Annotated in this window: 13 protein-coding genes; 4 read left to right on the plus strand and 9 right to left on the minus strand. The window is 68.9% G+C overall.

Translation table 11 applies throughout. The features are described from left to right. Nucleotides 1-2 precede the first annotated feature (2 nt). On the minus strand, nucleotides 3-3431 hold the full coding sequence (locus tag ACOYJQ_RS11935; RefSeq protein ID WP_433458682.1) for a helicase-related protein: 3429 nt from the start codon (nucleotides 3429-3431) through the stop codon (nucleotides 3-5). Between the two features lie 228 nt (nucleotides 3432-3659). After that, entirely contained in the window at nucleotides 3660-4541 is an 882-nt protein-coding gene (locus tag ACOYJQ_RS11940; RefSeq protein WP_433458684.1) for a DUF3108 domain-containing protein, read from the minus strand. A 357-nt stretch (nucleotides 4542-4898) separates the two neighbouring features. On the opposite strand from ACOYJQ_RS11940, the gene rpmB reads away from it, so the two are divergent. Both rpmB and ACOYJQ_RS11950 read left to right on the plus strand, forming a co-directional pair. After that, nucleotides 4899-5195, plus strand: coding sequence for a 50S ribosomal protein L28 (gene rpmB, locus ACOYJQ_RS11945; protein WP_433458686.1), 297 nt, complete (start codon nucleotides 4899-4901; stop codon nucleotides 5193-5195). Between the two features lie 10 nt (nucleotides 5196-5205). Then, nucleotides 5206-5814 (plus strand): queuosine precursor transporter, encoded by a 609-nt coding sequence (locus ACOYJQ_RS11950; RefSeq protein WP_433458688.1) that lies wholly within the window; start codon nucleotides 5206-5208, stop codon nucleotides 5812-5814. A gap of 74 nt (nucleotides 5815-5888) precedes the next feature. Here the strand turns inward: ACOYJQ_RS11950 and cobT are convergent, their stop codons facing one another. The 5 genes from cobT to ACOYJQ_RS11975 form a co-directional block, all read right to left on the minus strand. Then, nucleotides 5889-7787 carry a cobaltochelatase subunit CobT gene (gene cobT / locus ACOYJQ_RS11955; RefSeq protein ID WP_433458689.1) on the minus strand — a complete coding sequence of 633 codons (1899 nt, stop codon included), beginning with the start codon at nucleotides 7785-7787 and terminating at the stop codon, nucleotides 5889-5891. Between the two features lie 14 nt (nucleotides 7788-7801). After that, nucleotides 7802-8806, minus strand: coding sequence for a cobaltochelatase subunit CobS (gene cobS / locus ACOYJQ_RS11960; RefSeq protein WP_433458691.1), 1005 nt, complete (start codon nucleotides 8804-8806; stop codon nucleotides 7802-7804). A 386-nt stretch (nucleotides 8807-9192) separates the two neighbouring features. After that, the gene (locus ACOYJQ_RS11965; protein WP_433458692.1) at nucleotides 9193-14022 is read right to left on the minus strand and encodes an NAD-glutamate dehydrogenase; all 4830 of its coding nucleotides are present in this window, start codon (nucleotides 14020-14022) and stop codon (nucleotides 9193-9195) included. A 40-nt stretch (nucleotides 14023-14062) separates the two neighbouring features. Beyond that, nucleotides 14063-14791: an alpha/beta fold hydrolase gene (locus ACOYJQ_RS11970; protein WP_433458694.1), complete on the minus strand. Its 729-nt coding sequence runs from the start codon at nucleotides 14789-14791 to the stop codon at nucleotides 14063-14065. Nucleotides 14792-15007: 216 nt separating this feature from the next. Beyond that, nucleotides 15008-16006, minus strand: coding sequence for a LysR family transcriptional regulator (locus tag ACOYJQ_RS11975; protein ID WP_433458696.1), 999 nt, complete (start codon nucleotides 16004-16006; stop codon nucleotides 15008-15010). A gap of 169 nt (nucleotides 16007-16175) precedes the next feature. Here ACOYJQ_RS11975 and ACOYJQ_RS11980 point away from each other — a divergent pair, with 169 nt between their 5' ends. After that, the gene (locus ACOYJQ_RS11980; protein ID WP_433458698.1) at nucleotides 16176-17363 is read left to right on the plus strand and encodes an acyl-CoA dehydrogenase; all 1188 of its coding nucleotides are present in this window, start codon (nucleotides 16176-16178) and stop codon (nucleotides 17361-17363) included. 109 nt (nucleotides 17364-17472) lie between these two features. Then, on the plus strand, nucleotides 17473-18723 hold the full coding sequence (locus tag ACOYJQ_RS11985) for a CaiB/BaiF CoA transferase family protein (RefSeq protein ID WP_433458700.1): 1251 nt from the start codon (nucleotides 17473-17475) through the stop codon (nucleotides 18721-18723). Here the strand turns inward: ACOYJQ_RS11985 and ACOYJQ_RS11990 are convergent. Both ACOYJQ_RS11990 and ACOYJQ_RS11995 read right to left on the minus strand, forming a co-directional pair. Then, nucleotides 18715-20400 (minus strand): long-chain fatty acid--CoA ligase, encoded by a 1686-nt coding sequence (locus ACOYJQ_RS11990; protein WP_433458701.1) that lies wholly within the window; start codon nucleotides 20398-20400, stop codon nucleotides 18715-18717. The genes ACOYJQ_RS11985 and ACOYJQ_RS11990 overlap by 9 nt on opposite strands. Nucleotides 20401-20447: 47 nt before the next feature. Beyond that, on the minus strand, nucleotides 20448-21593 hold the full coding sequence (locus tag ACOYJQ_RS11995; RefSeq protein ID WP_433458702.1) for an acyl-CoA dehydrogenase family protein: 1146 nt from the start codon (nucleotides 21591-21593) through the stop codon (nucleotides 20448-20450). Nucleotides 21594-21596 lie beyond the last annotated feature (3 nt).

Here is a 21596-nt window from a genome sequence, read left to right on the forward strand (position 1 = left end):
GATCAACCCTTGTCCTTGCCGCGCCCCTCAAGAGCCTGCTTGAGCGCCGCGAGCTTGGCGAAGGGCGAATCGGGATCCGGCGCACGGTCGGCGTTCTTCCTGTCCTGCCAGCCCTTCCCTGCTCCGCTCCCGCCGTTCCGATCCCCGGAGAAGCGCTCCCCGCCGCCCTTGCCGTGATGAGAGGCGGCGTTGCGACTACGTGCCGGAGGCCGGCCTTCCTCGCCGGCCGCGCCGTTCTGGCCGCCGCCGCGGGGGCGGGGCGCATCGCCGAAGCGCTCGAACCGGCGCTGACGCTCCTGCTGGCGCGGTGAGCGCGACCGGTCGCCGTCCTCGTTGCGCGGCGATTCGCCCGCTTCCGCGGTCGATCCATCCGCCGGCGCAGACGGGCGCGCGCTCTGCTCCGCGCGGGCCTCGTTGCCGCCGCGACCGCGCCGCTCGCCCTGGGCCTCTCCCTGCCGCGCGCCCGGCCGCTGGCCCTGGCGCTGACGCGGGCCGTGCTGATGGCGATGCGGCCGCCAGATGTCGATCTCCACCACCTCGGGCGCCGGAGCTTCCTCCGACGCTTCCGGCGCAGCGACCGCCTCGTCGGGCGCGGCAGGCGCCTCGGCGGAAACGTCTTCCGACGGAACATCCGCCACCTCGGCCACTACCGCCTCCGGCGTGGAAGGCTCCGAAGCCGGCGTGGAAACCTCTTCTCCCGCACCGGCGTCGGCGGCAGGCGTTTCCTGCGCCGCCGCTTCAGCCTGCACCGCCGGCTCTTCCGGCGCGGCGGTTTCCTCCGGCGCCGAAACAGCCTCCGGCGCGGAGGTTTCGCCCGATGCGGGAGCTTCTTCCGGCACGGCTGCTTCCTCGCCGGCTGCTTCCTCGTCGGCTGCCTGGGCGGGCGCGTCCGGCTCCGCCTCCTCCGCCGCAGGCGGCGAGACAAGGCGCGGTGCGGGCACGAGCTCGGCGGTGATGGCGGGGCCCGTGCGCTTTTCCGCGACATAGCCGAGCGACTTGAGGATCGACGCGAAATCCTCGCCGGCGCATCCGGCCAGCGACGTCATCGCGACCGTGACCACGAATCCGTCACCGTCGGCGGCGCCCGCCGGCGGCTCGCCGGGCGTCACGCCGGGCTTGTAGGCGATCGCGGGGCGGATGAGATCGGCGAGCCGTTCGAGAATGTCGACGCGCAACACCCGCTCGCCGCAGACGCGGAAGCCGGCGGCGCGATAAAGCCCCTTCGCCACCTCGGGCGACAGCTTGAACGAGGTGCGGCCGGAGGCGGCCAGATGGGCGATATCGTCAAGGCCCGGCTGCTCCAGACCGCCGTTCTTCAGCGCCCAGAGCTGCGCGGCGAGCGCGCGCGGCGCGGGCTTCAGCAACTGCGGCATGTAAAGGTGATAGGCCCCGAAGCGCACGCCGTGGCGGCGCAGGCTGGCGCGGTTCTCCTGATCGAGGCTTCTCACGTCCTGCGCCACGCGCGCGCGCTCCAGCACGCCGAGCGCTTCCGCGATCTGGAAAGCGACGCCGCGCGCGAGGCCGGTGATATCCTCCGCCGTCTCGATCAGATCGAGCGCGCCGAGCAGCTTCGCGACATGCGCCTTGAGCCAGAGCGCGAGGCGCGCCTCCACCTTCTCGCGCGCGCCGGCGGCAAGCGAATCGTCCGCGATCAGCCGCAGCGCGGGCGACAGCAGCTTCTCGCCCTCGGCAAGCCTCGCCACGCCGTCGCCGTTCCAGCGGATCACGCCGTCGTTGGAGAGCACGAAGGTCTCGTCGGGGCTTCCGGCCAGCCGGTCGGCGCGCGCCTCGATCTCGCCGGCGAGCGCCTTCTGGGCGGCGGCGCGCAGCGCCCGCACGTCCTGCCCGCCCGCCTCCGCGTCCGGCGCGAACTGGAACCCCTGCAAGCGGCCGACATGCTGGCCTTCGACCAGGACATCGCCCGACGTGGTGACTTCGGCTTCGAGCATCGCATTCTCTCTCAGGCGTCGCATCAGGACGCTGGTGCGGCGGTCCACGAAACGGCTGGCGAGCCGGTCGTGAAGCGCATCTGATAGTCTGTCCTCTACCTGACGCGTGACGCCCTGCCAATGGGCAGGATCACGCAGCCAGTCCGGTCTGTTCGCCACGAAGGTCCATGTACGCACCTGCGCAATGCGCCCCGACAGCGTATCGATCTCCCCGTCGGTCCGGTCGACATGCCGGATCTGGCGGGCAAACCAGTCATCGCCGATCGTGCCGGCGCGCATCAGGGACTCGTAGATGGTGCCGACGAGTTCAGCGTGCGCGGCCGGCGCGACTTTTCGATAGTCGGGAACCTGACAGACCTCCCAGAGTCTTTCAACCGCGCTTTTGCCCTGCGTGAGATCGCGGACCGTCAAATCGCGCGCCAGGATGTCGAGCGCCGCCTCGTCCTCGGCCACCGGCGCGCGGGTCAGCCCCGGTTCGGAAGGCGTCGCGGCAAGCGCCGCGCGCAGGTGCGCGATGGAGCGGAAATCGAGATCGGGATTGCGCCACTGGGCGATGCGGACCGGATCGAATCGATGATCCTCAACGGCTTCCACGATTTCCTGCCCGAAAGCCTCGGCCCGGCCCGTGGTGCCGAAGGTGCCGTCCTTCAGGTGCCGGCCGGCGCGGCCGGCGATCTGCCCGATCTCCGCCGGGTTGAGTTCGCGGAAACCGAAGCCGTCGAACTTGCGATTCGAGGCGAAGGCGACATGATCGACATCGAGATTGAGCCCCATGCCGATGGCGTCGGTGGCGACGATATAATCCACGTCGCCCGACTGATAAAGCTCGACCTGCGCGTTGCGCGTGCGCGGCGACAGGGCCCCCAGCACGACCGCCGCCCCGCCGTGCTGGCGGCGAATCAGTTCCGCGATCGCGTAGACTTCCTCCACCGAGAAGGCGACGATCGCCGAACGGCGCGGCAGGCGCGTGATCTTCTTCTCTCCCGCGCAGGAGAGTTGCGACAGGCGCGGCCGCGACACCACGTTGACGCCTGGCAGCAACTGCTCCACCAGCGGGCGCATGGTGTCCGCGCCGATCACCAGCGTCTCCGCCCGTCCGCGCTGGTTGAGCAGCCGGTCGGTGAACACGTGGCCGCGGTCGAAGTGCCCCGCGAGCTGGATTTCGTCGATGGCGCAGAAGGCGACGTCGATATCGCGCGGCATCGCCTCGATGGTGGCGACCCAGTAACGGGCGTTGGCGGGCCTGATCTTTTCCTCGCCGGTGATCAGCGCCACCGCCTCGCTTCCCGCCCGTTCCACGACGCGGTTGTAGACCTCGCGCGCCAGCAGCCGGAGCGGCAGGCCGATCATGCCGCTCTCGTGGCCCAGCAGCCGTTCGATGGCGAGGTGCGTCTTGCCCGTGTTCGTCGGCCCGAGCACGGCGGTGACGCCACGGGCGCGCACGCGCGCGGGCAGGGAGCGGGGAAGGGGGGAAAGAGCCATCAGCGATCGAACGCAGCGTATGAACCGACGATCAGGAGTTGAAGCGAGAGCGCGCCCGGAACCGGACCATCGCGACGGCCCGCCCCGCGGGCGGGACGGAAACCTCTCTAGCACATCGGCGCGGTCTGGCCACTCCCCCCGTGGCAGATGAACGCGAAACGAACGAATGGCGCCCGAATCGCAGACAGCGGAGAATCGGCTTTTGTTCGCCGCGCGGGCGGCAGCGCCTCAGTTGCTCGCCCGCAACGCCGGCGCGGCGCGGCGGGCGGTCGCCGCCGGCTTGCCGCCGGGGAAACGCGACGCCTCGATGACGACCATCCCCATCGGAGAGCGCACCGCGATGCGATAGGGCAGGAACACCTGCCCGTCGGGCGCGGGAGCGAGCCACACCTCGATATCGCGGTTGTTCTGCATGAACTCCGTATCCTCGCGGCCGTTCACATGGCCGGAAACCGGCAGGTAGCGCCCCGAGCAGACCGCGATCGCGCCCGCATAGGCCCGGCCGTCGATCCGCTCCGAACGGACGAACGACAGCGGAATGTCGAAGCGCGCCGACCCGTCGAACAGCGGCAGCGTGCGGTTGCAGGCCGCGGGATCGCCCGCATCCGCCCGGCCGGCGACCGGCATCAGCAGCGCGCTGACGGGATCGACGATATCGCGCATGTCGTTCTCGCGCAACGGCACCCGATTCCGGCGCTCCGGGATCGGCGGAGAAACCTTCAGCGCCCGCACCGTGCCGTCCGCCAGCGCCATGCGCACGCTCACCGACCTGCTGCCGGAAGCCGTCGTGACCGCGAACGCGGCGGGGCGCACGCTCGCGCCCGCGAAAGCGCCCGAGGCGCTCGCCGCTCCCTTGCCGCCCGTCATGACGCCGGCGAGCCCCGTCAGCCGCGTCCACAGATCGACCTTGTAGCGATTGCCGGCGATGCTGGCCTTGAGCTGGGCCACGCCGATCTGCATGCCCATCAACGTGATGTCGTAATGACTTTCGAAATCGCGGCCGGCCGCCTGCGCCACGCCGGCGGGCAGCGCCGCTGCGGGAAAGGCCAGCACGGCGAGAGCCGCCAGTCGCGCGGCGCGCGCCGTCTTCGTGATGAATTGCCGCATCATGCCCTCTTCCACCCGCTCGCGGTTCCGGCGCTCGCAAATCCGGTCCGCACGCGATTCGCGGCGGCTCCCGGAGCCGGAAGAATCACCGGCCCGCTCATGACAACAGGATCGCCCGTCTATGGATAACGATGTGTAAACGCCGCCGCCGAAAACCGCTTCCGGCACGGCGCGGCCCCGCATCGTGTCACGTTCGTGACAATGCGATCACATCGCCTTGACGATGACCCTCGCTTTACATTATACACCAATGATCTTTCATGGGACATGAGGTGTCCGCAACCCCGGCGGCAACGTCGGGTTTTTGCTGTTTTTGTGGCAGCGGGTTGCCTCGATAGCGTTTACAAGGATTGAAGCGTCATGGCACGCCGCTGCGAACTCACTGGCAAGGCCGTTCTCGTCGGCCATCTCGTGAGCCATTCGAATCACAAGACCAAGCGTCGTTTTCTCCCCAACCTCGTCAAGGTGACGCTCCAGTCGGAAACGCTGGAACGCAACGTGCGCCTGCGCATCAGCGCCGCCGCCCTGCGCTCGGTCGAGCACCGCGGCGGCCTCGACGCGTTCCTGATCAAGGCGGGCGAGGACGATCTGTCGCAGGGCGCCCGTGCGCTGCGCCGCGAAATCGTCAAGAAGCACGCCGAAGCCGCCGCCAACTGACGGCGCGGCTATGGCAAGGCCCGGCGTGGAAATGAAGCGGCTGTGGTGGCCGGTGGCGGCGATGATGACGGTCGTCGTCGTCTCCAACATCGCCGTCCAGCATCCGTTCACGCCCTGGGGCTTGCAGGATTATCTGACCTGGGGCGCGTTCACCTATCCCGTCGCGTTCCTCGTCACCGATCTGACCAACCGGCGGTTCGGCGCGTCGGCGGCTCGGCGTCTCGTGGCCGTCGGTTTCCTGCTGGCCGTCATCGCCTCGGCGATCGTGTCGGAGCCGCGCATCGCCGCCGCATCGGGAATCGCGTTCCTGTCCGGCCAGTTGCTCGACGTCTCGGTGTTCAACCGGTTGCGGCGGCTGGCCTGGTGGCGGGCGCCGCTCGCTTCCGGTCTTGTCGGCTCCGCCATCGATACCGCGTTGTTCTTCTCCCTCGCCTTCGCCGGTGCGGTGACGGAAGTCGCCATTTACGGCATTCCGGGCTTCAGCTTCGCCGCCCCGGTGTGGGTGGCATGGGCCGTAAGCGATTTTGCGGTCAAGGTCATGATGGCGCTGCTGATGCTGATGCCCTACGGCGCGTTGCTGCGCATCGTTCTGCCGGTCGAACAGCCCCGCAAGGCGTAGAATCGTTTCTCCCGCATTGCCCGAAAACGAAAACCCGGCCATCGGCCGGGTTTTCGTTTCGTGAGGCGCGGGCATCAGCCGGCGCGCTTTCGTCCCGTCCCACGCCGGTCGCTGTGGCCGTGGCTTTCCTCGAACAGTTCCGCCAGCTTGTCGGTCATCGCGCCGCCGAGTTCCTCCGCGTCGACAATCGTCACCGCGCGCCGGTAATAGCGCGTCACGTCATGGCCGATGCCGATGGCGATGAGCTCGACCGGCGAACGCGTCTCGATTTCCTCGATCACCGCGCGCAGATGCCGCTCCAGATAATTGCCCGGATTGACCGACAGGGTCGAATCGTCGACCGGCGCGCCGTCCGAGATCACCATGAGGATGCGCCGCTGCTCGGGGCGGGCGAGCAGACGCCGGTGCGCCCAATCGAGCGCCTCGCCGTCGATGTTTTCCTTCAGCAGCCCCTCGCGCATCATCAGGCCGAGGTTGCGCCGCGCGCGCCGCCACGGCGCGTCGGCCGCCTTGTAGATGATGTGGCGCAGATCGTTCAACCGGCCGGGCGCGGGCGGCTTGCCCGCCTGAAGCCACGCCTCCCGCGATTGGCCGCCCTTCCACGCGCGGGTGGTGAAGCCGAGAATCTCCACCTTGACCGCGCAGCGCTCCAGCGTGCGCGCGAGGATGTCGGCGCAGGTCGCCGCCACCGTGATCGGCCGCCCGCGCATGGAGCCCGAGTTGTCGATCAGCAGCGTGACGACCGTATCGCGAAAATCCGTATCCTTCTCGAACTTGAAGGACAGCGGCTGGAACGGATCGATGATGACGCGCGGCAACCGGGCGGGATCGAGAATTCCCTCTTCCAGGTCGAATTCCCACGACCGGTTCTGCTGCGCCATCAGCCGCCGCTGGAGGCGGTTGGCGAGACGCGCCACCACGCCCTGCACGTTGGCGATCTGCTTGTCGAGATAGGCGCGCAGCCGCGCCAGCTCGTCCGCGTCGCACAGTTCCTCCGCCGCCACGGTCTCGTCGAAACGGGTGGTGTAGGCCCGATAGGCGGCAGCGCGATTCTCGAGCGCCGCCGATTGCGGGGGGTTGCGCGCCGTGCCCGCTTCCTCGGCATCCGACGATTCGCTTTCCTCGGTCAGTTCGCCGGAAGGCGCGTCCTCCGCGTCGGTCGACCCTTCCTCCATGTCGTCGGAGGCCGAATCCATCGCGTCGATGCGCGCCTGCTCGGTGTCGGCGCGCTGCTCGGCTTCGCCGTCGCTGCTCTCCTCCTCGCCCTCGGACTGGTCCCGATCGTTGTCGTCGCTGTCGTCCGGGTCGAGATCGGCGTCGTCGGCCATGTCGAGCGCGGCCAGCAACTCGCGGATATTGCGCGCGAACGCGAACTGGTCGGCGATGTTGGCGTCGAACCGGTCGAGATTCTTGCCGGCGCGGGCCTCGATCGATTCGCGCCACAGCGAAACGATCTTTTCCGCGGCCTTCGGCGGCGGCAGCCCGGTGAGGCGCTCGCGCACCATCAGCGAAAGGGCGTCCTCGAGCGGCGCGTCGGCGCGGTCGGTGACGTCCTCGTAATTGCCGCGGTGGTAGCGGTCCTCCAGCATGGCGGCGAGATTGTCGCCGACGCCGCTCATGCGGCGCGCGCCGATCGCCTCCACGCGGGCCTGCTCGACGGCATCGTAGACGGCCCGCGCAGCGCCGCCCTCGGGGGCGAGCTTGCGATGCACGTTCCTGTCATGCACGGCGAGCCGCAGCGCCATCGCATCCGCGTGGCCGCGCAGCACGGCGATGTCGTTCGCACCGGGATTGCGCGGCGGCTCCGGCAGGCGGGCGCGCTCGTCCGTCAGCGCGGGGCGGTCGACGGAATAAGTGACCTCGATGTCGCGCTGCCCTGCGATGCCGCGCAACGCCCCGGCCACCGCCTGCTTGAGCGGTTCCGTCGATCTGGCCGGAGCATTGCCGCCCGGCCTGCGGTTCGTCATGCTCATCGCGCCCGGTTGCCTTACGACAATGCGACGTTGGAGGCGGATTCCGGCAATTCCTTGCCGAAACAGCGCTGGTAGAACTCGGCCACGAGCGGACGCTCGGTATCGTCGCACTTGTTGAGGAACGTCAGCCGGAAGGCGAAACCGAGGTCGCCGAAGATATCGGCATTTTCCGCCCAGGTGATCACGGTGCGCGGGCTCATCACGGTCGACAGGTCGCCGTTGATGAAGGCGCTGCGCGTGAGCCCGGCGAGCCGCACCATGCGGTCCACGGTGTCGCGCCCCAGCGCGTCGCGGTAGTGATGGACCTTGGCGACGACGATCTCGACTTCCTTGTCGTGCGGCAGGTAGTTGAGCGTCGCCACGATCGACCAGCGGTCCATCTGGCCCTGGTTGATCTGCTGCGTGCCGTGATAGAGACCGGAGGTGTCGCCGAGCCCGACCGTGTTGGCGGTCGCGAACAGGCGGAAGGCGGGATGCGGGCGAATCACCCGGTTCTGGTCGAGCAGGGTCAGGCGGCCGGACACTTCGAGCACGCGCTGGATGACGAACATCACGTCAGGGCGGCCGGCGTCGTATTCGTCGAACACGAGAGCGACATTGTTCTGCAACGCCCACGGCAGGATGCCGTCGCGGAATTCCGTGACCTGATGGCCGTCGCGCACGACGATGGCGTCCTTGCCGACGAGATCGACGCGGCTCACATGGCTGTCGAGGTTGACGCGCACGCACGGCCACTTCAACCGGGCGGCGACCTGCTCGATATGGGTCGACTTGCCGGTGCCGTGGTAGCCGGTGATCATGACGCGGCGGTTGCGGGCGAAACCGGCGAGGATGGCGAGCGTCGTGTCGCGGTCGAAAAGATAATCCCGGTCGATATCCGGCACATGCTCGTCCGCCTCTGCGAAAGCGGGAACGACCAGATTCGAGTCGATACCGAATACCTCGCGAACGGAAACCTCGACTGTCGGCAATTTCGGATCGGTGTCGGGGCTCAACTTGTTATTCGTTGTCGCTTGCATAAATCCTCGCTCCCACGGGCGGGCTGCCCACAGGCCATCCAGGAAGGGCAGTGCATCGATCGGCCCGACTCAAAGGCCCGCACGTTCGGATGAACGATAACGGACGCAACAGGGCGCGCCAAGTCCCCTGCCCCTCCGATTCGCGCATATCGGAGCGGCGGACATCGAAACGGAATCGCGCCGCCGCTTCAAACCCGGCGTTTTACCGCAATCCGGCGTCGATTTGAGCGTCCGGGCGAACCCGGACCGCCCTGGGGCCTGCCGTGTTTCGCGGCCTCCGGCCGCGACCGGCGGAGATATGCCGCGGGCCGGCCGGAGCCCGACGCGGCAAGCCCCCGACGCGGCAAGCCTCCGACGCGGCATGCCGCGTCGGGGTGGAGATGCGCTCATCCGCGGGCGAGATCGCCGAGGAGGTTGGCGGCGACGATTGCCTTGGCGAGGGTGAGGCCGGAGGCGCGGATGACGTCGACGGCCTTTTTGATGCGGCCTACGTCGTCGGCGCGCGCGTCGGCCCATGCCTCGACGGCCGCCGCGCCGGAAAGCCCCGCGCCGGACGTGACGACTTCCACCGTCAGCCGGCCGTGGGCGTCGGCGAGCGCGGTCGCGGCCCGGTCGAGCGCAAGGCGGTCGTAGTAGTCTCCCGGCACGACGCCGCGCGCCGCCTCCGCCAGATCCTGGAAGCCGAACACCTCGGCAAGCGCAAAATGCACCGCCGCCACCTCGCTCACGGGCCGCCGCGTGCCCGCGGCGGCGCGCACGATATCCGGCGTCTCCGCGAGCGCGGCGAGACGCGCCAGCCGCGCCGCCACGCCGTCCGGCACGTTGAGCGCGAGCAGCGCCTCCAGCCGCCCGTCCCGCACCGCGTTCGCGGACGCGCGGTCGAGCACGCCGCCCACGTCCACGACGCCGGCGCGGTAGCGTGCCACGATCGCATCGATCCCCTCGGCCGTGAAATCGACATTGCGGCTGAACCACACCACGAGATCGATGAGCCGGTCCTGCAACTCCGCGTAAAGCAGGCGCTGCGTCGCCCCCGACAACTGCCCCGCATGCTGGCCGATGCGCCCGTCGAGGGCATCGATGCCGGCCACGATGTCCGCGAGCCCGAAGGCCGACCACACCGTGACGAACGCAGCCGCCAGCGTCTGCACGCTCGCGCCCGTCTGGTCCGCCACGCGCGTGGCGATGCTCGGCCCCGCATGGTTGACGATGGCGTTCGACAGCCGTGTCGCGATGATCTCGCGCCGCAGCCGGTGATGCGCGATGGCGTCCGGGAAGCGGTCCGACAGCTCCGGCGGGAAATAATGCGTCAGCTCGCGCGCCGCGTAGGGATCGTCCGGCACGGGCGATTCCAGAATCGCGTCGTAGAGCGCGAGCTTGGCATAGGCCAGCAGCACCGCGATTTCCGGCCGCGCCAGCCCCTCGCCCCGCTTCTCGCGCGCGGCCAGTTCCGCGTCGTCGGGCAGGTATTCGAGCCCCCGGTCGAGACGGCCCGCCGCTTCCAGCACGGCGATGAGACGGCGCGCGTAGCCGATCTCCTCCGCCCCGCGCAACTCGACCAGCGAGATGGCGCGCGGCTGCTCGTAGTTGGTGGCGAGCACCAGGCGCGCCACATCCGGCGTCATCTGCGCCAGCAGGGCGTTGCGCTCGTCCGGCGACAACCGTCCGTCCCGCTCGGGAATGGCGAGCGCGATCTTCAGGTTCACCTCGATGTCGGACGTGTTGACGCCCGCCGAGTTGTCGATGGCGTCGGTGTTGAGGCGCACGCCCTTGCGCGCCGCCTCGATGCGGCCGGGCTGGGTGACGCCGAGGTTGGCCCCCTCGCCGATCACCCGCGCCCGCACGTCGGCGCCCGCGATGCGCACCGCGTCGTTGGCGCGGTCGCCCACCTGCTCGTCCGTCTCCCCGGCGCCGCGGATATAGGTGCCGATGCCGCCGAACCACAGCAGATCGACGGGCGCGCGCAGGATCGCGGAGATGAGTTCCTGCGGCGACACCTCGGCCTTGCCGATGCCGAGCCGCACCCGCACCGGCTCGGAGAGCGGAATGGTCTTGACGGAGCGCGAGAACACGCCGCCGCCACTGGAGATCAACGCCCGGTCGTAGTCCTGCCAGCTCGAGCGCGGCAGCTCGAACAGCCGCTTGCGCTCCGCCCAGGAAGCCGCCGGATCGGGATCGGGATCGAGGAAGATGTCGCGGTGGTCGAAGGCGGCGACGACCTTCACCGCCCGCGACAGCAGCATGCCGTTGCCGAACACGTCGCCCGACATGTCGCCCACGCCCGCGACCGTCACCGGCGTGGTCTGGATGTCGATGTCGATCTCGCGGAAATGACGCTTCACCGCCTCCCACGCCCCGCGCGCGGTGATGCCCATGCCCTTGTGGTCATAGCCGTGCCCGCCGCCCGAGGCGAAGGCGTCGCCGAGCCAGTGGCCATGCTCCAGCGAGATTTCGTTGGCGAGATCCGAAAACGTCGCCGTGCCCTTGTCGGCCGCGACCACCAGATAGGGGTCGTCGCCGTCGTGGCGCACCGTGCGCAACGGGGGCACGATATCCGCGTCGACGCGGTTGTCGGTGAGGTCGAGCAGGCTGGCGATGAACACGCGGTAGGCACCGCGCCCTTCCTCCAGCCACGCGGCACGGTCGGAGGCAGGCGGCAGGCGCTTGGGCACGAAGCCGCCTTTCGCTCCCACCGGCACGATGACCGCGTTCTTCACCTGCTGCGCCTTCACCAGCCCGAGCACCTCGGTGCGGAAATCCTGCGGCCGGTCCGACCAGCGCAAGCCGCCGCGCGCCACCTTGCCGAAGCGCAGGTGCACGCCCTCGACGCGGGGCGAATAGACGAAGATTTCGTAGAGCGGCGCGGGCTTCGGCAGCCCTTCCACCCGCGCGCATTCGAACTTGAAGGCGATGGTGGCGCGCGGCTCGCCCGCCGCGTCGCGCTGGAACACGTTGGTGCGCACCGTCGCCTCGATCAGGTTGACGAAGCGGCGCAGGATGCGGTCTTCATCGAGGCTCGACACCGATTGCAGGCGCTCCTCGATCTCGCCCTTCACCGCCTTTTCGCGCTCCTGACGCCCCTCGTCGGCATCGGGATCGAAACGGGCGCCGATCAGCGCCACGAGGCGCGTCGCGATGGCCGGATGGCCGGCGAGCGTCGCGGCCAGATATTCCTGCCCGAAGGGCACGCCGATCTGGCGCAAGTAGCGGCCGTAGGCGCGCAGGATCGCGGCGTCGCGCCAGCCGAGCCCCGCCTCCAGCACCAGCGCGTTGAAGCCGTCCGACTCGGCACGCCCCTCGAACAGCGCCATCAGCGCCGCCTCCAGATCGGGCCTGGCGCGTTCGACGTTGATGGGCCCGCCGCCGGCGCGCTCCAGCGTCATGTCGTGCAGCCACACGCGCCCCTCTTCCTCCGCGCTGTGCGGCGCGACGCGATAGGTGCGTTCGTTGACGACCCTGAACCCGAGCTTTTCCAGCAGTGGCACCCGCTCCGACAGCGGCGTCGGCGCGGAGCGCGAGAACACCTTCAGCGCCGCGCGGCTTTCCAGGTCGCCGGCGCGGCGATAGAAACCGACCGCGCGCGGATGATCGCGCCCGAGCTGCTCGATGACGGCGATGTCGGCGATGACTTCCTCGCCCGAGAACGCCTCGCGATAGGCCCCGCCGAACGCCCGCGCGTAGGCGGCGGCGAGCTGCCGGCCCCGCTCGCCGCCGACATGGCGATCGAGAGCCGCGTCGAGCGCGTCGCCCCAGGTGCGCACGCGCTCCAGAATGCCGGCTTCGAGCGTCGCGCGGTCGATGACCGGCACGTCGCCCTCGTCGCGGCCGATGATGAAGTGGATGCGCGCCAGCGGCCCTTCCGGGAAGGAAGGGAACACCGCCGACAGGCGGCCCTGATAGAGCCGCTTGAGGAAGGCGCCGATCTCGCCCTGTACGTCGGTGTCGTAACGGTCCTTGGGCAGATAGACAAGCGCCGACACGAAACGGCCGAACTCGTCCGGGCGCGCGAGCACCCGCACGCGCGGGCGCTCGGTCAGCCGCAGGATGTCCTGCACGAAGCCGAACAGCGTGTCGGCGTCGATCTGGAACAGCTCGTCGCGCGGATAGTCGTCGAGCACATGCAGCAGCGAGCGGCCGGAATAGCTCGCCGGATCGAACTCGGCGCGGCGCGCGATCTGCGCCACCTTCCGGCGCAGATAGGGGATCGTCGTGGTGGATTGCGTGTAGGCGTTGCCGGTGAACAGGCCGGCGATGCGCAGCTCGCCCACCACCTCGCCCGCCGTGTCGAACAGCTTCACGCCGACATAGTCGAGATGCACGCGCCGGTGCACCCGCGAGCGGACGTTCGCCTTGGTGATGATCAGCGCCGCCGGCCGTTGCAGGAAGGCGCGGATCTCGGGCGAGATCGCCACGAGCTCGCGCCCGCGGCGCAGGATGCGCACCGACGGGTCGCGCAGGATGCCGAGGCCCGTGCCCTCGACGGGATCGGCCACGCTGTCCGGCTGGAAACGGTATTCGCGGATGCCCAGAATGGTGAAGTTGTCGTCCGCGAGCCATTGCAGAAAGGCGGCCGCCTCGTCGACCGTTCCGGCGTCGAGGGGCGAGGGCGTCTCGCGCAGGCTCTCCACCGCCGCGATGAGCCGCGCACGCATCGCCGGCCAGTCCGACACGGCGCTCGCGACATCGGCATAGACGCGCGTCAGTTCGTCCACGAGCCGCTCGCGCCGGTCGGGATCGTGGATGCGCGGCACGAGAAGGTGGATGAGGCTCTCGCGGCTCACGCCCGGCGCCGGCGCCTCGACGCCCGCCTCGCCGTGCAGCACGGCAAGCGCACCGGCCGCGTCGCGTTCGACGTCGAGGATGGGATGGGCGATCAGCAGGGTCTCGAAGCCGAGCTCGATGACCGCCGCCAGCGTCGAATCGAGCAGGAACGGCATATTGTCGTTGACGATCTCGACCACCGTGACGGCGCGCCCGTCTTCCCCGTCTCCGCCTGCGGGGTCGACGAGGCGGATACGCGGCTCGCCCGGCCTGCGCGGCTCGCCCAGATGCGCGAACGCCTCCGCCACGCGCGCCGCGAGAAAGGCGTCGGAGCAGGCGGCGAGGTCCTCATCCGCGACATGCCCCAGCAGCGCCGCCACGAACCGGCCCGGAACGGCCGCTCCCTGCTCCGATAACCGTTCTTCCAGCCTTGCGATCAAATCCGCTACCGTCACGATTTCCTCCCGAGAACCCTTATTGTCCGATGGCGTCGTCTCAACCACGCAGCAGGCGATGCAGCGCCGATGTTACTGCGTCCGGCTGCTCGATGGGCGTCAGATGGCCGGCATGCGGCACGATCTCCAGCCGTGAAAGGGGAATGCCCGCCGCCATGTCGCGATGCAGCGCCGGCGGGGTCAGGGCATCGTGCTCGCCGCAGAGCACCAGAACCGGGCAACGCAGGCGCGACAGCGTCGCGCGGCCGTCGGGGCGGTCGATCAGGCTCTGGCGGATGAAGACCTCCGGCCCCAGCCGCGCCGTCATGGCGCGGACGCGCTCGACCATCTCCGCATTGCCGAGGTTCTCGGGCGCGAGATAGGTACGCAGCAGATGCTCGCCGAAACCGTAAAATTTGCCCGGATTGCGCGCCGTCGCGATGAGCCGCCGCCGCTCCTGCGCCCGTTCGGGGTCGTCGGGCAGCATCGTGGTGTCGAGCAGCGCGAGGTGGCTCACCCGCTCCGGCGCGATACGCACGATCTCCTGCGCGACGATGCCGCCGAGGGAAAAGCCGGCAAGGGCGAAACGCTCCCCGGCGAAACGCTCCCCGGCGAAACGTTCCCCGGCAATATCGAGCACGTCCCGCGCCAGCGCCGCCAGAGTCTCGCCGCGCGTGATGTCGGCCACGACAGGCCGCGCCACGCCTGCGAGACCGGCGATCTGGTCGCGCCACAGCTCCGCATCGTTCAGAAGGCCGGGGATCAGGACGAGACGCGGCGAATCAACCATGTCGGCACGCAGCGCCGGGAACCGTTTGACCCCGCGCAAGGCCGCCCGGACGCGCGATCCCCGCCGCCATCGGGCGCTCCGCCTGCCAGGTGAGTCCCTGCCGGGTGAGTCCCTGCCAAGCAACTTCCTGCCAAGTGCCGAAGCGCGCCATAGCGACGATCATCATCCCGAGAAATCAGTGCTTGAACGGAGCATGACACCGGATCGCGAGGCGTGTCAACGCCCCTCCCGCCGGAGGGATGGATCGGCGTCGGAGAGCGCTTCGCCTTCGTTTTTCCAGTTCTCGCCTTTCCAGCTCTCGCCTTTCCAGCTCTCGCCTTTCCATGCCGCGACTTCCGCCACCAGCCATTGACGGAAGGCCGCGACGGGCGCGAGCCTGACGCGGCTGAGCGGCGATACGAGATAATACGAGCGCGGGCTTCTGACCGGACGGTCGTAGGCGACGATCAGTTGGCCGCTGTCGATCTCGGAGGCGATCAGGAATAGCGGCATCAGCGCGACGCCCACGCCGGCGATGACGGCTTGCGCCACGGTGGAGAACTGCTCGAAGCGCATGCCCCGCCGCACCGGCGCCGGAACGCCCGCCGCCCTGAACCAGTGGTCCCACGCCTCCGGCCGCGATCCCATGTGCAGCAGGGGCAACCGGGCGAGATCGTCGGGCCGTGCGACCGGATTCTCCCGCAGGAAGGCCGGGCTCGCCACCGGCGCCACCGTCTCGTGCATCAGAAAGGTCGCCTCCCCGCCCGGCCAGTCCTGCGCGCCGATGTGGATGGCCGCGTCGAAGCCTTCCGCCTCCAGGTCGAAACGTCCGATGCGGGTGGCGAAGTTGAGCGTCACCTCCGGGTGGCGCGCCACGAAGGAGCGGATGCGCGGCATCAGCCAGCGGGTGCCGAAAGTGGGCAGGACGGCGAGATCGAGCGTCTGCCCCACCTTGCCCGACATCGCGCGCAGCGATGCCGCGCGGATGGTGGCCAGCGCGTCGGCCACCGCCGCGGCATAGGCTTCCCCCTCCTGCGTCGGCACGACGCCGCGGCCGCTGCGCTCGAAAAGCGCCACGCCGAGCTGGCCCTCCAGCGCCGCCATCTGCTTGGAAATGGCGCTCTGCGTCAGCGACAGCTCCTGCGCGGCGGCGGAGAAACTGCCAAGCCTCACCACGGCCTCGAAAGCGGCCAGCGCCCCCGTGGCGGGCAGCAGGCGGCGTTGCATCCCGATCATGACTGATGACTATATCTCATGAAATCGGTGAGTAAACATCGTTTGAACGCAGCGCGAAATCCTTGCAGGGTATCTTCAGGATATCTTGCAAGGATTGGCTTGAAGCGATTGGAGAGAGCGCCGGACGAACCGGCGCGCCGCATCGGGGCCAAACAGGGAGAAGCATGCCATGGCGGAATACAGCGCCTTTACCTGGAGCGATCCGTTTCAACTCGACGGGCAGTTGACGGAAGACGAGCGCATCATCCGCGACGCCGCAGCCGCCTTCGCGGCCGACCGGCTCGCGCCGCGCATCCAGGAAGCCTACCTGCATGAAAAGACCGATCCGGCGATCTTCCGCGAAATGGGCGAGGCGGGCCTGCTCGGCCCGACGGTGCCGGAGGAATACGGCGGCGCGGGCGCGAGCTATGTCGCCTACGGCCTGATCGCCCGCGAGGTCGAGCGCGTCGACAGCGGCTACCGCTCGATGATGAGCGTGCAATCCTCGCTGGTCATGTATCCGATCTACGCCTACGGCTCCGGGGAGCAGCGCCGGAAATACCTGCCGAAGCTCGCTTCCGGCGAGTGGATCGGCTGCTTCGGCCTCACCGAGCCCGACGCCGGCTCCGACCCCGGCGGCATGAAGACGCGCGCGGAAAAGATCGACGGCGGCTATCGCCTCAACGGCTCCAAGACGTGGATTTCCAACGCGCCGATCGCCGATGTGTTCGTGGTCTGGGCGAAATCCGCCGCGCACGGCGGCCAGATCCGCGGCTTCGTGCTGGAGAAGGGCACGAAGGGCCTCTCGGCGCCCAAGATCGAGGGCAAGCTGAGCCTGCGCGCCTCCATCACCGGCGAGATCGTACTGGAGGATGTCGAGGTGGGCGAGGAAGCCTTGCTGCCGAACATCGCCGGCCTCAAGGGGCCGTTCGGCTGCCTCAACCGCGCGCGCTACGGCATCTCGTGGGGGGCGCTGGGCGCGGCGGAGGATTGCTGGTTCCGCGCCCGCCAGTACGGGCTCGACCGCAAGCAGTTCGACAGGCCGCTGGCCGCCACGCAGCTCTTCCAGAAGAAGCTCGCCGACATGCAGACCGAGATCGCGCTGGGCCTTCAGGCGAGCCTGCGGGTGGGGCGGCTGATGGACGAGGGATCGTTCGCGCCCGAGATCATCTCCATCGTCAAGCGCAACAACTGCGGCAAGGCGCTCGACATCGCCAGGCAGGCGCGCGACATGCACGGCGGCAACGGCATCCAGATCGAATACCACGTCATGCGCCACGCGCAGAACCTGGAAACGGTCAATACCTACGAGGGCACGCACGACGTGCACGCGCTCATCCTGGGGCGGGCGCAGACGGGGCTGCAAGCCTTTTTCTGATTGTCTTTTTCGGATTTGCATTCCCGTCACCGCGTTCCGCGCTTCCCGCCAATCCGGCCCGGCTTCCACGCGCGCTGTCCGGGCCGCTCCATCGTGAAGGCCGACAACCATGCCCGACATCGACAGCTCTCCCGACCGGCAGGCGTGTCCCGAGCCGGCGTTCCCCGAGCCGGCGTTCCCCTTGAGCGGATTGAGGGTGCTCGAACTCGCGCGCATTCTCGCCGGCCCGTGGATCGGCCAGACGCTGGCCGATCTGGGCGCGGACGTCATCAAGGTGGAAAGCCCGCAAGGCGACGACACGCGCGGCTGGGGGCCGCCCTTCATCGACGTGGAGGGCGAAAGCGCGGCCGCCTATTTCCATGCCTGCAACCGGGGCAAGCGCTCCGTCACGGCGGATTTCGCCACGGAGGAGGGCCGCGCCCTCGTGCGCCGTCTCGCGCGCCGCGCCGACGTGCTGGTGGAGAACTTCAAGGTCGGCGGGCTGGCGAAATACGGTCTCGATTACGAGAGCCTGCGCGAGATAAACCCGCGCCTGGTGTATTGCTCCGTCACCGGCTTCGGCCAGAACGGCCCCTACGCCGGCCGGGCGGGTTACGATTTCATGATTCAGGGCATGGGCGCGATCATGGACCTGACCGGCGAGCCGGACGGACCGCCGCAGAAGACCGGCGTGGCCTTCGTCGACATCTTCACCGGCGTCTACGGCGTGATCGCCGTGCAGGCCGCGCTGTGGCAGCGGCAGCGCACGGGGCGCGGCCAGCACATCGACATGGCGCTGTTCGACACCATCACCGGCGTGCTGGCCAATCAGGCGATGAACTATCTGGCGTCGGGCGCCGTGCCGCACCGGCTCGGCAACGCGCATCCCAACATCGCCCCCTATCAGGTCTTCGCCGTCGCGGACGGTTTCGTCATCGTCGCGGTCGGCAACGACGGCCAGTTCGGGAAGCTGGCGCGCGTGCTCGGCAACGGCCCGCTCGGGGCCGATCCGCGCTTCGCCACCAACGCCGACCGCGTCGCCAACCGGCAGGCGCTGACGGCGATACTGGGCGAGGCCATCGCATCCTGGCCGCGCGACGCCCTGCTGGCCGCGCTGGAGGCGCAGGGCGTTCCGGCCGGGCCGATCAACACCGTGGCCGATGTCTTCGACGATCCGCAGATCGCGGCGCGCGGCATGAAGATCGCGCCGCAGGGCGTGCCCGGCGTCCGCACGCCCATCCGCCTTTCGGATGCGGCGCTGAACCTGAGCCGGCGCTCTCCCCGCCTTGGAGAGCACACGGCGCAGATTCTGGCCGAACTCGACGCCGCCGAGGCATCCGGCGGCGATTCCCGCGACGGATGCCCCGCGCCCTCACCGTAGCGAGGCGTCTGCATAGCGGTCGGCATACATGGCCCTGATCACCTTCTTGTCGAACTTGCCGACGCTGGTGCGCGGAATGCGGTCGATGAACAGGATTTCATCCGGCAACTGCCATCTGGCGAAGGTGCCGAGCAGATATTCCCGCAGGCTGTCGGCCGTCGCCTCCTCGCCCTGCCGCAACACCACGAGCGCCAGCGGCCGCTCCTGCCATCTGGGATGCCGGACGCCGACGACCGCGGCCTCCAGCACGGCCGGGTGCCCTACCAGGGCGTTCTCCATGTCGATGGACGAAATCCACTCGCCGCCCGATTTCACGACATCCTTGATGCGGTCCGTCACCTTGACGTAACCGTCGGGATCGATCGTGCCGACATCGCCGCTGCGCCAGTAGCCGTCGACGAAGCGCTCGCCGTCGTCCGGCAGATCGTGGTAACGGGCGGTGATCCAGGGGCCGCGCACGCAGATTTCGCCCACCGCGACGCCGTCATGGGGCAGAGGGCGGTTGTCGGCGTCGAGGATCAGGAAATCGACGCCGGGCACCATGAGCCCCTGCTTGCGCTTGAGGTTCCATCGCTCTTCCCGGTCGAGGCGCCGCTTCAGGGAGGGCTTGATCCTGTTCAGCGTGATGATGGGCGAGGTTTCCGTCGCGCCATAGGCATGCACGATCTCCGCGCCGGTCAGTTCGTGGAAGCCGCGCATCAGCGACAGCGGCGGCTCCGTGGCGCCGGAGAGCATGCGCAGCCGGCTGAAGTCCGGCTTTTCGGCAAGCGTTTCGATATAGCGCAGCATGGGCTGGAAGATGGCCGGCGCGCCGTTGGTGACCGTCACGCCTTCCGCGATCATGGCGTCGGTCAGCGGCGCGGTGTCCTCCATGACGTAGCGGCCCGGCAGCACGATCTTGCTGCCGGTGAAGGTGGCGGCTTGCGGCAGGCCCCAGCATTGCCCGTGGAACATGGGCGTGATCAGCATGGTGCAGTCGTCGAGCGTCATTTCGAGCGTCGTCGCCAGCATCATGCCGTGGAGGTAGACGGAACGGTGCGAGTAATAGACGCCCTTCGGCTTGCCCGTCGTTCCCGTGGTGTAGCAGGCGGCGTAGGCGGAGCGCTCGTCGATCATCGGCCATTCGATCGTCTCGCCCGCGCCCGCCAGCAGCTCCTCGTAATGATAAACGGGCGAAAGCGTCGTGGCGATCTCGCTCGCCGGCCTGTCGCTCATCACGATCCACCCCCTGACGTTCGGCGCGAGCGGCGCCAGCGTTTCGGCGAGCGGCAGCAGGGTCTCGTCGACGAGGATGTAGCGCGCCTCGCTGTGCCCCACGACATAGCCGAGGTCCTCCGGCGCCAGCCGCTGGTTGAGCTGGAGCATGACGGCGCCGAGACCGGGGATCGCGTAGTACAGCTCGAAATGGCGGCGGCTGTTCCAGTCCAGCACGCCGACGCGGTCGCCGGGGGCGACGCCGATGCCCGCCAGCGCGTTGGCGCCGCGCCGGATGCGCCGGTAGCAGGCGTCGTAGGTGTAGCGATCCCAGCCGCCGTTCGCCGTGCGGTAGACGATTTCCCGCTCGGGATGCGTCCTCGCCGTGTGGCGGATCAGGCTCGTGGTGTTGAGCTGGTAGTCGTCGCCCATGGTCGAGGGGCAGCCGTGGATGATGCGGTACGGGCGTTTCTCGCTGGTCATTTTCCTGTCTCCGGTGGTGGCTTCAGCTTGTCGCCGCTGATTGCTCGTCACAATTTCCGCGCGATCAGATCTTTCATGATCTCGGTCGCGCCGCCGTAGATCTTCTGCACGCGCGCATCCGCGTAGAGCCGGGCTATCGGATATTCGGCCATGTAGCCGTAGCCGCCGAAAAGTTGCAGGCAGGCGTCCACCGCCTTGCATTGCTGCTCGGTGCACCACCACTTGGCCATGTAGGCCGCCTCGTCGTCGAGCTTGCCGTCGATGAGGCGCTGGACGCAGTCGTTGACGAAGGTGCGTGCGACATGGGCGATGGTCGCCACTTCCGCCAGCACGAAGCGGGTGTTCTGGAAATCGTGGAGCGTCCGGCCGAACGCCTTGCGCTGTCTGGTATATTCCACCGTCACCTCCAGCGCCCTCTCGATCACCGCCACCGCCGGCACGGCGATGAGCAGGCGCTCGTAGGGAAGCTGCCCCATGAGCTGGGCGAATCCCCGGCCTTCCTCGCCGCCCAGCAGGCTGTCGACCGGCGCGCCGACGCCCTCGAACGACAGCTCCGCCGTGTCGGAAGCATGCTGTCCGATCTTTTCCAGCACGCGGCCGACACGGAAGCCCGGCAGGTTCCCGGTTTCGAGCACGATGAGCGAGATGCCGCGGCTGCCCTCCTCGCCGGTGCGGGCCACCACCACCAGCAGATTGCAGGTGCGGCCGTTGGTGATGAAGGTCTTGGCGCCGTCGATGACGTAGCGATCGCCCTCGCGCCGCGCGCGGGTGCGGATGGCCTTGAGGTCGGAGCCGCAGCCCGGCTCCGTCATGGCGATGCCGGCGAGCATCTCGCCGCTGGCGAGGCGGGGAAGCCAGCGGCTTTTCTGCGCCTCGGTGCCGTAATCGGCGATATAGTGGGAGGCGATGCTGTGCACGCCGATGTTGACGGGCAGCTCGGCGCGCGCCATCTCGTCCTGCACGACGAGCTGGTAGGCGGGCGACGCGCCGCCGCCGCCATGATCCGCGTCGATTTCCGGCAGCAGGAAACCCATGGCGCCGAAGCCGCGCCAGACCTCGCGCGGGATGAACCCCTGCCGGCGCCAGCCGTCGAGATGGGGCGAGAGTTCGCGGGCGATATAGCGCCGGACCTGCTCGCGGAACGCCTCGACGGACTCGTCCATCCAGGCGTGGCGGTGGAGTTGGGGCAGCATGAT

It is taken from the genome of Pseudochelatococcus sp. (assembly GCF_050946405.1).
Taxonomy (GTDB): domain Bacteria; phylum Pseudomonadota; class Alphaproteobacteria; order Rhizobiales; family Beijerinckiaceae; genus Pseudochelatococcus.